Below are 12,315 nucleotides of genomic sequence, written 5' to 3' on the forward strand. Positions count from 1 at the left end.
AACGGATCCGATGATGAATGCACCGCTGAAGGCGTTCGGCCCGATCAAGGCCGTGATTTTCGATATGGACGGTTTGCTGCTGGACACCGAGGGCATTTATACCGAAGTCACCTCGCTGATTGCCCAGCGTTACGGGCGCACCTTCGACTGGAGCGTCAAGCAGAACATCATTGGTCGCGGGGCCAACGATCTGGCCAATTACGTGGTGCAGGCGCTGGATCTGCCGATCACCGCCGAAGAGTTTCTGGTGATCCGCGAGCCGTTGATGCGCGAGCGTTTCCCCACAGCGCAAGCGATGCCCGGTGCCGAGGAACTGATTCGCCATCTCAAGGCGCACAACATCCCGATTGCCGTGGGTACCAGCTCGTCGCGTCAATCTTTCGGCCAGAAAACCACGCTGCACCGCGACTGGTTTGCGTTGTTCGACTTCATCGTCACTGCAGATGATCCGGAAGTCGGCGCGGCCAAACCGGCGCCGGATATCTTCCTCACCGCCGCTCGGCGTCTGGGCGTCGCGCCTGAAGATTGCCTGGTGTTCGAGGATTCGCCGTTTGGCGTGACTGCCGCGAAAGCCGCGGGCATGACGGCCATCGCCATCCCCGATGCCGCCATGGCCGATGAAAAGTACGCACACGCTGACGGGATTCTTCGTACGCTGAAAGCGTTCACGCCAAGTGCCTGTGGCTTGCCGGCGCTGGAATGGGCGTAAACATCTGACCCAAAAAAACGCCGCCCCTCGGTAACAAGAGGGGCGGCGTTTTTCGTTCAGTCGGCTCAGATAAATCAGGCGCCGAAACCACCGTCGATGGTCAGGCTGGCACCGGTGATGTAACCGGCTTCCGGGCCTGCCAGGTAGGCGACGAAACTGGCGATTTCTTCGGCTTTACCGTAACGACCGACGGCCATCAGCGGAATCAGGCTTTCGGCGAAATCACCGTGCGCCGGGTTCATGTCGGTGTCGACCGGGCCAGGTTGCACGTTGTTGACGGTGATACCGCGTGGGCCGAGGTCGCGGGCCAGACCTTTGGTCAAACCGACCAGCGCCGATTTGCTCATCGCGTACACACCGCCGCCGGCGAAGGGCATGCGGTCGGCGTTGGTGCTGCCGATGTTGATGATGCGCGCGCCGTCGCCCATGTGTTTGGCGGCTTCCTGCGAGGCGATGAATACGCTGCGAATGTTGATCGCTACGGTTTGGTCGAAGTCTTCAAGTTTGAAGTCTTCCAGTGGAGCAACGGCCAGCACGCCAGCGTTGTTGACCAGAATGTCGAGGCGGCCAAAGGCTTCAACCGTGGCGCCGACCGCGTGGCGGATGGCAGCGGCATCGGCGCTGTCAGCCTTGATCGCCAAGGCTTTGCCGCCGTTGGCGGTGATGCTGTTCTGCAACTCGTCGGCTTTCGCGGCGGAGCTGACATAAGTGAAGGCGACTGCAGCGCCTTCAGCGGCCAGACGTTTGACGATGGCAGCGCCGATACCGCGGGAACCGCCTTGAATCAGAGCGACTTTACCGCTGAGGTGTTGAGTGGTCATGTTCGATCTCCAGAGTGATCAAGGCGGGAATGCCTTGGTGTTGGTGGCGAGTATCGGCGTGGTATCGACAACTGTGTAGACCATGATTGCTATAGTCTGTGTAAACCAGAAGTTTATAGTGACGATCATGGAAACCTTCAGCAGCATTGAATGCTTCGTGCGCAGCGCCGAAGTCGGCAGCTTTGCCGAGGCCGCGCGACGCTTGAGTCTGACCCCGGCGGCAGTCGGCAAGAGTGTGGCCAAACTCGAGGTGCGGCTCGGTGTGCGGCTGTTCCAGCGCAGTACACGCAGCCTGACACTGACCGAGGCCGGGCAACTGTTTCTGGATCAAGTCAGCGGAAGTCTTACGACGATTCAAAATGCCGTGGCAAATCTCTCTAGCGTCGAAGGGCGTCCGGCGGGAACGCTGAAAGTCAGTATGGGCGCAGCATTTGGCTGTCTGCATATCGTGCCGATGCTCGGTGAGTTCCTGCGACGATATCCGGCGATTAATCCGGACTGGCATTTCGATAATCGACAGGTCGATCTGATCGCCCAGGGCTTTGATGCGGCCATCGGTGGCGGTTTCGAACTTCCGCAAGGCGTGATCGCGCGCAAGTTGAGCCCGGCGCATCGGATATTGGTCGCGTCCACCGACTATTTACAGGCCAATCCCGAGATCATCGAACCGGACGACCTCAGCCATCACGACGGCATTCTGATCCGCTCGCCGCAAACCGGACGCGTGCGTTCCTGGCAATTGACCGGACGTAATCCGCAGAATTGTCGGCCGTTGATGCTCAAGGCGCGAATGACCATGAGTGATTCCGAGGCCGCTTGCAGGACGGCGGCACAAGGCTTGGGAATCGCGCTAGTGAGCATGCCGTTTGCGGTGGGCTATCTGGAGGCGGGGACGTTGCAGCGAGTGCTGCCGGACTGGTTCGTTGATGATGGCAATATTTCGATTTACTACGCCGAGCATAAATTGTTGCCGGGCAAGACTCGGGCGTTTGTGGATTTTTTGATTGAGCAGTTTGCGGAGCGGGGGTTGGCGCGGCGGTTCAGTGCGATTTGAGCAGGGCTTTGGACCGAGGCGCGGGCTTCGCGAGCAAGCTCGCTCCCACAGGGAAATGCATTCCAAATGTGGGAGCGAGCTTGCTCGCGAATGGGTCGACTCGGTTTCCGAGGATGACCTCAGCGGGCAAACCGCCCCGGCCAGCCAATAATGTTCTTCGGCCGTGGCGTCGCGTAAGTCCGCACTTTCGAGGTTGATAACTTCAGTCGAACCAGCGATTCCGCAATCGTCACCGCCGCCGTCACCCCATCCACCACCGGCACGCCGGTGCGTCGACGAATCTGTTCATCCAGCCCGGCCATGCCACCGCAACCCAGGCAGATCACCTCGGCTTTGTCCTGCGTCACCGCCAGTTCAGCCTGATGCACGATGGCTTCCAGCGCGCGCTGCGGTTCGTGCTCCAGCTCCAGAACGGCCAACCCACTGGCCCGTACCGAGGCACAACGATCCCACAAACCTGACAGTTTCAGCCGATCCTCGATCAGCGGTACGGTGCGATCCAGCGTGGTTACCACTGAGTAGGCATGGCCAAGAAACATCGCCGTACTCGCTGCCGCATCGGTGATGTCCACTACGGGCACATTGAGCAATTCCTGCAAACCTTCACGGCCATGTTCGCCATAACCGGCCTGAATCACCGCATCGAACGGCTGATCGTAGGACATCACCCGATCCATCACCGCAATGGCCGCCAGATAGCTTTCGAAGTTGCCTTCAATCGAGTCGGCACCGAAGTACGGTGTCAAACCGACGATTTCGGTACCGGGTGACGCAACAGCCTGCGCCGAACGGGCGATAGCCTCGGTGATGGATTCGGTGGTGTTGACGTTGACCACGAGAATACGCATGGAGAAATCCTTATAGCGGGCAGTTCGGCGGCCCGCAGTCCGGGCCGCGAGGAAGTTAATGGCAGACGTTGTCGACAGCGATCGATTCGCCGCTGATGTCGGCGTAGTGCGGCTGGCGCTTGGCGATGATCAGGTAGAGCATTCCGGCGATGCCGGCACCGATCAGCCAGGAGAACGGCGAGACGCTGTGGAAACCGGGAACCAGTGCCAGGACGATGGCGATCAGCGCCGCAGGAATAAACGCCGCCACCGCACGGAAATTGACCCCGTGGCTGTAGTAATAAGCGCCGTTGGGATCTTCGCTGTAGAGCTGCGGTACGTTGATCCGACCTTTGCGGATCAGCCAGTAGTCGACCATGATCACGCCGTACAACGGGCCGAGCAGGGCGCCGAGGCCGGACAGGAAGTACACGATCACCAGCGGGCTGTTGTAGAGATTCCACGGCAGGATCAGCACGGCGATGGTTGCGCTGATCAGCCCGGCGCGGCGGAACGTCAGGTACTTCGGCGCCAGGTTGCTCAGCACGAAGGCCGGGGCGACGAAGTTGGCCATGATGTTCACCGCGACGGTGACAATCAGGAATGCCAGGCAGCCGAGCACCAGGAAGAACGTGTTGGGAATCGAGGCGATGATCTCGGTCGGGCTTTCGATGATCCGGCCATTGATCTGAAATTGCGCACCGCACAGCAGCACGGTAATCGCGGCGAACACCAGAATATTCACCGGCAAACCCCAGAAGTTTCCTACCTTGATGGTCTTGCGGCACGGCGAGGAGCGGGCGAAGTCGCAGAAATTCAGAATCAGCGTGCCGTAGATCGCCAGCCACAACGCGCCGCCGGCAAAGATGTTGCGCCACATCTCGCCTCCGGTCAGTGGTTCGCGAGTCGACCAGGCGATGGTCGCGTTGGCCTGGAAGTACATCCACGCGGCCAGAGCGGCGACCGTCAGCAAAATCACCGGCCCGGCAAAGGCTTCGTAACGGCGGACCATCTCCATGCCGTAGGCGAGAATCGCCAGCTGCACGAACCAGATTGCCACGAAGCACACCCAGCCCAAGGTCGATAGCCCGAGAATCGAATCGTGGTCATATTCGGCGAAGCCGGGATGCACTGCGGTGAGCAATACGCGGAACACCACCGACGCCAGATACGTCTGAATGCCGAACCAGGCAATGGCGATAACCGCCCGGATCAGGGCAGGAATTTGCGCGCCATGGATGCCGAAACTGATCCGGCTGATCACCGGAAAAGGCACTCCGGTTTTCTGCCCCATGTAACCGGACAGGTTCATGAAGAAGTACACCAGCGCCGCGCCGATCCCCAGCGACAGCAGAATCTGCCAGCCACCCAGGCCAAGGGCGTAAAGGCCGATGGCGAACGAGTAGTTAGCAATGTTGTGCACATCGTTGGTCCACAGGGCGAAGATGCTGTATTTGCCCCAGCGCCGACCTTCGGCCTTGGTTGGCGCCAGGTCGCTGTTGTGCAGGCGGGGGCTCAGTTGTAACGGCTCGGTAAGCCCGTCATCGGGTAACGGCTGGTCGAGGGCAGAGGCGGGCAGATTCAGCGCGATGTTATTGGAGAGACTTGTACGCATTCCGGCAGGCTCCTGATGTTCAGGGCCGCGATGACTGTGCATGAGCCTCAGGCTCGACAAATCTTCGTCGCGGCCAGCAAACATCACTGGTTACGGGGCATCTGCAGCCTGTACGGGATAGGGCGCTTCAGGCTTGCGGATCGAAAGTGTTTATGTTTTGCAGTTTTGTATACAAAACATGTATGCACTAAAGCCAGATTTGTGCCAGTTGGCGATCTATGCGCAGCCGTGTTCATTTCGAAAAGTTATCGATGAGTGCTAAGTCTTTGAAAATAATTGGTTAAAGATTGACCGTTTGAACAGGTATTTATTTTTGGTGTGGGATTTTGATGGCGGGCGGAGGCGAGAGGTTTTTGGCGGCGATGTAACTTTTCAGGGCGCTGAAAGTAAAAAGTGCACACATAAATGGCACCGATGGTGACATTCGTGTGTACACATTTCTAGAGTCGCTACAGAACCTTGTGGGAGCGAGCTTGCTCGCGAATGCGGTATACCAGTGACGCAATCCAGTGACTGACACGACGCTTTCGCGAGCAAGCTCGCTCCCACAGGAAATTGCGTAACAATTCAGATGGTTTATGCCTTGCTAATGATATTCCCGGCATGCAACCCGCACTCTTTCTGCGTCGCCTCTTCCCACCACCAGCGACCTTCGCGCTCGTGCTGATTCGGCAGGACAGGGCGAGTGCACGGCTCGCAGCCGATGCTGATAAAGCCGCGTTCATGAAGGCTGTTGTACGGCAGCTCAAGCATGCGGATGTAACCCCAGATCTCTTCGCTGGTCATCTGCGCCAACGGGTTGAACTTGTACAGCGTACGCTCCGGCGTGGAGAACGCGGTGTCGATTTCCATCACCGCCACAGCGCTACGCGTGCCCGGGCTCTGGTCACGGCGCTGGCCGGTGGCCCAGGCTTTGACGCTGGACAGCTTGCGGCGCAGCGGTTCGATCTTGCGGATGCCACAGCATTCGCCGTGGCCGTCCTTGTAGAAACTGAACAGGCCTTTTTCCTTCACGAACGGTTCGAGTTTCGTGTAGTCCGGCGACACCAGCTCGATGTCGATCTTGTAGTGCTCGCGCACCTGATCGATGAAGCGGTAGGTCTCCGGGTGCAGGCGGCCGGTGTCGAGGCTGAACACCTTGACGTTCTTGTTGAGCTTCCAGGCCATGTCCACCAGCACCACATCCTCGGCGCCGCTGAAAGATATCCACAAGTCATCGCCGAACTCGGCAAACGCGAGTTTGAGAATGTCTTGCGCGGATTTGTTGGGATAGGTCGTGGCGAGTTCCACGACGTCGAACGTTGCACTCATCAGGGCGGCTTCCTACAGGTCGGTGGCGCTGGGCGCTCTATATGGGGCCGATGGTAACAAAAAGCTGCGAGGCTCGGGGCGCGCTGTGCGTTGCGCGCCTGCTTTTGAGTCGCTAGAGTTCGGCATCGCTCGACTCAAATAATCAATACAAACGGGAGTGTCTTGTGGAAATTGCTTGCCTGGATCTTGAAGGGGTGCTGGTGCCGGAAATCTGGATCGCCTTCGCCGAAAAAACCGGAATCGAATCCCTCAAGGCCACCACTCGGGACATTCCCGATTACGACGTGCTGATGAAGCAGCGTCTGCGCATCCTCGATGAGCACGGCTTGAAGCTGTCGGACATTCAGGAAGTGATCGCCACGCTCAAGCCGCTGGACGGCGCGGTGGAGTTCGTCAACTGGTTGCGCGAACGCTTTCAGGTGGTGATTCTGTCGGATACGTTCTATGAATTCTCCCAGCCGCTGATGCGCCAGTTGGGCTTCCCGACCTTGCTTTGTCATCGTCTGATCACTGACGAAACCGGTCGGGTGACCAGCTATCAGTTACGTCAGAAAGATCCCAAGCGCCAGTCGGTGCTGGCATTCAAAAGCCTGTATTACCGGGTGATTGCGGCGGGGGATTCGTATAACGACACGACGATGCTGGGCGAGGCGGATGCGGGGATTCTGTTCCATGCGCCGGAGAATGTGATTCGCGAGTTTCCGCAGTTTCCGGCGGTGCATACGTTTGCCGAGTTGAAGCAGGAATTCCTGAAGGCTTCGAACAGAGAGTTGAGTTTGTAGTCGTCTGAAAAGACGCCATCGCGAGCAGGCTCACTCCTACAGGGGATCGCATTCCAAATGTAGGAGTGAGCCTGCTCGCGATAGCTTTTAAAGGTTCTGCAGGGTTTCGAGGAGGATTCTGACTTTGGTGATCGACTCCTGATACTCCGCCTGCCAGTCCGAATCGGCAACAATCCCGCCACCGCCCCAGCAACACACCTGCCCATCCTTGACCAACAGACTGCGAATCGCGATGGAACTGTCCATCTCGCCACGCACGTCCAGATACAGTAATGACCCGCAATACAGGCCGCGCCGGGTCGGTTCCAACTCATCAATGATCTGCATCGCGCGAATCTTCGGCGCGCCGGTGATCGAGCCGCCGGGGAAACTACCGGCAATCAGATCCAATGCATCTCGATCCTTGGCCAGTTCACCGGTGACGCTGCTGACCAGGTGATGCACGTTCGGATAGCTTTCCAGGCTGAACAGCTCCGGCACCCGTACCGAACCGATGCGGCAAGTGCGGCCGAGGTCGTTGCGCAGCAGGTCGACGATCATCAGGTTTTCTGCGCGATCCTTGGGGCTGGCCAGCAGTTCGGCGGCGTTGGCGGTGTCTTCGGCTGGGGTCAGGCCACGCGGGCGGGTGCCTTTGATCGGGCGGGTTTCCACCTGGCGTTCGCTGACTTTGACGAAGCGCTCCGGCGACAGGCTTAACACGGCGCCGCCGTCGGGCAGGCTCTGGAAACCGGAGAACGGCGTCGGGCAGGCTTCACGCAATTTGCAGTACGCCAGCCACGGATCGCCCTGACACGAAGCGCGGAAGCGCTGGGCGAAGTTGACCTGATAGCAGTCGCCGGCCTGGATGTAATGCTGAATGCGTTCGAAGGCTTGGCGGTAATCGTCGGCCGAGAGGTCGGCGGTCATCGGAGCGTTCAATTTGAACGGGGTCAGCGCATCAGCATGTGGCTGAGTGAATAACGCAATCAGGCGTTGTTTCTCGCCGTCGATCACGGACGGGTGGAAGACCAATTGGCTGGTGGCCATCTGGTGATCGCTGATCAGTGCCCAGGCGTACAGGCCAAAACGCGCGTCCGGCAATTGCAGATCATCGCGCGCCTGACTCGGCAGGTTTTCCAGGTGCCGACCGAAATCGTAGCTCAGGTAACCGATCAAACCGCCAGCGAATGGAAGCTCGAAACTTGCTGGCAAATCAGCCTCACCGAGGCGATTCAGATTTTCACGCAGACGTTGCAGGAAATGATTGCCGCTTTCGTCGGGCAACACCGCCAGTTGTACCAGCGGCCAGGCGCTGAGCAGGTCATAACGACCACGGTCGGCACTTGGCCGGCCGCTGTCGAGCAGTACGGCGCCGGGCGCGTTGCGGATGGCCGCGAAGTAGTCGGCGGGATTGGCGCGGTAGGGCAGCGGGTGTACGGAGCAGGTCAACATGGGCGGGGCAGATCGGCCGTTGAGGCGGGGTGGGGATTGTAGTCCTCTCTCGGCTGTCAGATCAAAATCAAAAGCCTACCCCCTCACCCCAGCCCTCTCCCCCAAGGGGGCGAGGGGGAAAGGGAGCCGATCTTCATGTTTTTCAAGATCCGAGTTCGGCTCGATATCTCAAGCTGGTGAGGGGGAAAGAGAGCAGATCTTCATGCTTTTCAAGATTCGAGTTCGGCTGGATATCTCAAGCTGGTGAGGGGGAAAGGGCGCAGATCTTCATGCTTTTCAAGATTCGAGTTCGGCTGGATATCTCAAGCTGGTGAGGGGGAAAGGGCGCCGATCTTCATGCTTTCAAGGCCTGAGTTCGACTCAAGACGTTCAGGTCGGCGTACTTCCCACATCCACTTCGGTCAGTCCCCTCTCCCTCTGGGAGAGGGATAGGCGGGCGGCGTTCCGATGAGGGGCTTTTAGCTTTTCAGCTCTTAGCCTTCGACCGCAGGAATATGTCCAAACATCTCCTGAGTAAACGCCACGCGCTCTTCAACCGTCTCCGTCACCCCACGCGCCTTCAGCTCTTCCAGTCGCGCTTCCACCGCGTGCGTGCGCAACGTCAGCCCACAATCATTGGCGATCTGAATATTCAGCCCCGGCCGAGCATTCAACTCCAGAATCAGCGGACCTTTCTCCTGATCCAGCACCATATCAACACCGATATAGCCCAACCCGCACAGCTCATAGCAGCCAGCGGCAAGTTTCATGAAACCGTCCCAGTAGGGCAGTTGCACGCCGTCCACTGCGTTGGTGGTGTCGGGGTGTTTGGTGATGATGTTGTTCAGCCAGGTGCCGCGCAACGTCAAACCGGTCGCCAGATCGACACCGACGCCAATCGCGCCTTGGTGCAGGTTGGCCTTGCCGCCGGACTGCCGGGTCGGCAGGCGTAGCATCGCCATCACCGGATAACCCATCAGCACAATGATGCGGATATCCGGTACGCCTTCGTAGCTGATGCTCTTGAAGATCTGGTCCGGGGTCACCCGGTATTCGATCAGCGCGCGATCACGATGGCCGCCCAGCGAATACAGACCAGTGAGGATGCTCGAGATGTGATGCTCCAGCTCTTCGTGGGCAAGGATCTTGCCCGACACCGTGCGATAGCGACCCTCGAAACGGTCGGCGATGACAATGATGCCGTCACCGCCAGCGCCCTGGGCCGGTTTGATCACGAAGTCGCTGCGCCCGCCGATGATCTCGCCGAGCTTGTCGATTTCCTTTTCGGTGGAGATCACGCCATACAGCTCCGGCACGTGAATGCCGGCCTTGATGGCGCGCTCCTTGGTGATGATCTTGTCATCGACGATCGGGTACAGGCTGCGCTTGTTGTACTTGAGCACGTAGTCGGCGTTACGCCGATTGATGCCCATGATGCCCCGCGCCTCGAGGGCCTTCCAGGTCTTCCAGAAACCGAACATCAGGCGTCAGCCTTCTTCAGGAAAGCCTTGAAACGCACCAGCTCAGTCAGGCGGTAGCCGCGATAACGACCCATCGCCAGCATGAAGCCGACCAGAATCAGCAGGATCGCCGGGAAGGTGAACACGAAGTAAACCAGCTCAGGCACGGTCATGATCAGGTGCGCCAGAGAAGCGGCGAACAGCGTACCAATCGCGACTTTCATCGCATGGCTGGCGCCGCGCTCTTCCCAAGTGATCGACAGACGTTCGATGGTCATGGTCAGAATCACCATCGGGAACAGCGCCACCGACAAGCCGCGCTCCAGGCCGAGCTTATGACTGAACAGGCTGATCGCCGCGATCAACACCACGACAAAGGTCAATACCACCGAGAGTCGCGGCAGCATTTGCAGCTTCAGGTGTTCCAGATACGAACGTAATGACAGGCCCAGCGCGGTGATCACGGTAAACAGCAGAATGCCGAAGCCCAGCTGTGTTTCGCGGAAGGCGAGGGCGATCAGCACCGGGGTGAACGTGCCGAGTGTCTGCAGGCCGATCAGGTTGCGCAGAATCAGGATCACCAGCACGCCGATCGGGATCATCACCATGATCATGAAGGTCTGCTGGGTCTGCAGCGGCAAGCCGTACAGCGAGTATTCGAGGAAGTTGGCGTCGGTGTTTTCGTCGGTCAGCTTGGCCAGACGAATCGCGTTCATCTCGCTGTTGTTCAGGCTGAAGGTCACGTTGGCTTTTTTGCCGCCGTCGACGGTGATCAGGTTTTCATCGCCGGTCCACCACAGCAGGCGGTCGGTCGGCAGGCCTTGCTCGCCGGTTTCCGGGTTGAAGTACAGCCAGTCGTTGCCGTTGAAGCTGCGCAGCCACAGTTCAGGCATTTGTGGCTGATCGGCGACGAGACGGATGGTGTGGACCTTTTCCACCGGGACGTGGGCGATGGACAGCAGCAGCTCGACGATTTTGGCTTTGTGCGGTGTCGACGGATCGCCGGCCAGCAGCAGTTTCACGTTGTCATCGTTGACGTTGTTGACGCGTTTGATCGCCTCGCCAATAAAGGTTTCGACGTCAGCCGAGTGCTGACGGATCGGCGCGAGCAGGGCTTCAGCGGCGATTTTCTCCGGGCCTTCAATGGCGATGCTGTCGCGGAAGGTCGGGCCTTTGATCTTGGATTTTTCGGCGGTGTAACGCTTGGTCAGCACCAAGCGGTAATAAAGGGTCTGGTTGCCCTTGGCCCGGCGCGCCGACCAGGTGACCTTGCGGTTGCCGTCGACGCGGTTCACAGCGACGCCGTAGTTATTGGAGATAAAACTCTCGTTGAGGCTGACGTAATCGCGGCTCAACGGTGGCACGAACATCTGGATCTTCACCGGATCCTTGGTGCTGGCGACGAACTCGACTTTGGCGTCGATGTTCCACAAGTCGTCGGTGGCGTCTTCGGTCACCGGGATGCCGAGCACGAAAATCTGATAGGCCGTAACCGAAACGCCCAGGAGCACCAGAATGGTGATCAGGATTTTCAGGTGGAAGGTTAGAGAACGCATGGAAATTACTCGGCGGTATGAGCGGCGATGGTGCAGGCGGGTTTGCCGGCAGCGTATTTAAGACTGGGGTCGACCAGCGCGTCGAAGCGTTTCAGCGCCTCGGAGCCAATCAAAAGCGGGTATTGGAACGCACTTCGGTCGGTCAGGTTCACTTCGATGCTGCGCATTGCCGATCCCATGCAGATATCCAGCTCGATCACCGGACGGGCGGTGTACTTCTTGCCTTCTTCCGGGTCGTAGTCGCCGGCGCGGCGCTTGATCTTGCTGACCCGCGCCAGCGGCCGTTCGATCGGGTGCGAATGCGCTGCGTCGATGGCCAGGTAGAAACGTACCCAGGACTCACCGTTGCGTTTAAAGCGTTTGATGTCGCGGGCGCTCAGCGAGGCGGTTTTCGCCCCGGTGTCGAGTTTGGCCGCGACTTCGAGATTGATGCCGTCAAGCGAAGCGTATTCGTTGAGGCCGTACACGGTTTTCTCCCCCGCGGCGGCGAGGCCGGGCAGGCAAAACAGAGCAAAGAATGTGGGAAAAGGCTTGAGTCTCATAAATCCTGGTGCGCAGCGTTCCGTTTTCGGTTCAGGTCCTTGGCAAAACTTGCGCAAGGCCCTTCGTGTGCCTGGCAGCTTTATATGACAAGCCGTACAAATGGCCAGCAAATGCGGGCGGCATTCTAGCACGGTGGGTTTATGGCGCCAGCGCCGGGGGCGGTCTATAAAAGATCAAAAGATCGCAGCCTTCGGCAGCTCCTACATAGGATTTGCGTGCGCCCTGTA

The 12,315-nt window shown here is 58.8% G+C and carries 11 protein-coding genes; 3 read left to right on the top strand and 8 right to left on the bottom strand.

The window, feature by feature from the left end; translation table 11 throughout:
* Positions 1-13 precede the first annotated feature (13 nt).
* The gene (locus ACW9IR_RS19740) at positions 14-709 is read left to right on the top strand and encodes an HAD-IA family hydrolase (RefSeq protein WP_026000652.1); all 696 of its coding nucleotides are present in this window, start codon (positions 14-16) and stop codon (positions 707-709) included.
* A gap of 74 nt (positions 710-783) precedes the next feature.
* On the opposite strand, the gene ACW9IR_RS19745 is transcribed toward ACW9IR_RS19740, so the two are convergent.
* Entirely contained in the window at positions 784-1,530 is a 747-nt protein-coding gene (locus ACW9IR_RS19745) for a 3-oxoacyl-ACP reductase family protein (RefSeq protein WP_457464774.1), read from the bottom strand.
* Positions 1,531-1,657: 127 nt separating this feature from the next.
* Here ACW9IR_RS19745 and ACW9IR_RS19750 point away from each other — a divergent pair, with 127 nt between their 5' ends.
* Positions 1,658-2,584 carry a LysR family transcriptional regulator gene (locus ACW9IR_RS19750; protein WP_457464776.1) on the top strand — a complete coding sequence of 309 codons (927 nt, stop codon included), beginning with the start codon at positions 1,658-1,660 and terminating at the stop codon, positions 2,582-2,584.
* 119 nt (positions 2,585-2,703) lie between these two features.
* Here ACW9IR_RS19750 and ACW9IR_RS19755 read toward each other — a convergent pair whose 3' ends face one another.
* The 3 genes from ACW9IR_RS19755 to ACW9IR_RS19765 form a co-directional block, all read right to left on the bottom strand.
* On the bottom strand, positions 2,704-3,432 hold the full coding sequence (locus tag ACW9IR_RS19755; protein WP_102900795.1) for an aspartate/glutamate racemase family protein: 729 nt from the start codon (positions 3,430-3,432) through the stop codon (positions 2,704-2,706).
* Between the two features lie 55 nt (positions 3,433-3,487).
* Positions 3,488-5,026 carry an NCS1 family nucleobase:cation symporter-1 gene (locus ACW9IR_RS19760; RefSeq protein ID WP_102900794.1) on the bottom strand — a complete coding sequence of 513 codons (1,539 nt, stop codon included), beginning with the start codon at positions 5,024-5,026 and terminating at the stop codon, positions 3,488-3,490.
* 576 nt (positions 5,027-5,602) lie between these two features.
* Entirely contained in the window at positions 5,603-6,337 is a 735-nt protein-coding gene (locus ACW9IR_RS19765) for a phosphoadenylyl-sulfate reductase (RefSeq protein ID WP_457464779.1), read from the bottom strand.
* A 164-nt stretch (positions 6,338-6,501) separates the two neighbouring features.
* Here ACW9IR_RS19765 and thrH point away from each other — a divergent pair, with 164 nt between their 5' ends.
* Positions 6,502-7,119 (top strand): bifunctional phosphoserine phosphatase/homoserine phosphotransferase ThrH, encoded by a 618-nt coding sequence (gene thrH / locus ACW9IR_RS19770; protein ID WP_095047760.1) that lies wholly within the window; start codon positions 6,502-6,504, stop codon positions 7,117-7,119.
* A gap of 87 nt (positions 7,120-7,206) precedes the next feature.
* On the opposite strand, the gene pabB is transcribed toward thrH, so the two are convergent.
* The 4 genes from pabB to rloA form a co-directional block, all read right to left on the bottom strand.
* Positions 7,207-8,550: an aminodeoxychorismate synthase component I gene (pabB, locus tag ACW9IR_RS19775; protein WP_457464781.1), complete on the bottom strand. Its 1,344-nt coding sequence runs from the start codon at positions 8,548-8,550 to the stop codon at positions 7,207-7,209.
* A gap of 473 nt (positions 8,551-9,023) precedes the next feature.
* A complete protein-coding gene (locus tag ACW9IR_RS19780; protein WP_102900792.1) occupies positions 9,024-10,010 on the bottom strand; it encodes an alpha-L-glutamate ligase-like protein in 987 nt (328 codons plus the stop codon).
* The gene (gene rloB, locus ACW9IR_RS19785; protein ID WP_102900791.1) at positions 10,010-11,545 is read right to left on the bottom strand and encodes an osmotic stress tolerance membrane protein RloB; all 1,536 of its coding nucleotides are present in this window, start codon (positions 11,543-11,545) and stop codon (positions 10,010-10,012) included. The genes ACW9IR_RS19780 and rloB overlap by 1 nt, the downstream gene beginning before the upstream one ends.
* Before the next feature lie 5 nt (positions 11,546-11,550).
* Positions 11,551-12,087, bottom strand: coding sequence for a retropepsin-like aspartic peptidase RloA (rloA, locus tag ACW9IR_RS19790; protein ID WP_016983749.1), 537 nt, complete (start codon positions 12,085-12,087; stop codon positions 11,551-11,553).
* Between the last annotated feature and the right edge of the window lie 228 nt (positions 12,088-12,315).

The sequence above is a fragment of the Pseudomonas sp. SDT291_1_S447 genome, from assembly GCF_054070155.1.

Bases quoted from the DNA above. Each gene is read 5' to 3' on its own strand.
- ACW9IR_RS19740 (WP_026000652.1), top strand. From the start codon at position 14: ATGAATGCACCGCTGAAGGCGTTCGGCCCGATCAAGGCCGTGATTTTC.
- ACW9IR_RS19745 (WP_457464774.1), bottom strand. From the start codon at position 1,530: ATGACCACTCAACACCTCAGCGGTAAAGTCGCTCTGATTCAAGGCGGT.
- ACW9IR_RS19750 (WP_457464776.1), top strand. From the start codon at position 1,658: ATGGAAACCTTCAGCAGCATTGAATGCTTCGTGCGCAGCGCCGAAGTC.
- ACW9IR_RS19755 (WP_102900795.1), bottom strand. From the start codon at position 3,432: ATGCGTATTCTCGTGGTCAACGTCAACACCACCGAATCCATCACCGAG.
- ACW9IR_RS19760 (WP_102900794.1), bottom strand. From the start codon at position 5,026: ATGCGTACAAGTCTCTCCAATAACATCGCGCTGAATCTGCCCGCCTCT.
- ACW9IR_RS19765 (WP_457464779.1), bottom strand. From the start codon at position 6,337: ATGAGTGCAACGTTCGACGTCGTGGAACTCGCCACGACCTATCCCAAC.
- pabB (WP_457464781.1), bottom strand. From the start codon at position 8,550: ATGTTGACCTGCTCCGTACACCCGCTGCCCTACCGCGCCAATCCCGCC.
- ACW9IR_RS19780 (WP_102900792.1), bottom strand. From the start codon at position 10,010: ATGTTCGGTTTCTGGAAGACCTGGAAGGCCCTCGAGGCGCGGGGCATC.
- rloB (WP_102900791.1), bottom strand. From the start codon at position 11,545: ATGCGTTCTCTAACCTTCCACCTGAAAATCCTGATCACCATTCTGGTG.
- rloA (WP_016983749.1), bottom strand. From the start codon at position 12,087: ATGAGACTCAAGCCTTTTCCCACATTCTTTGCTCTGTTTTGCCTGCCC.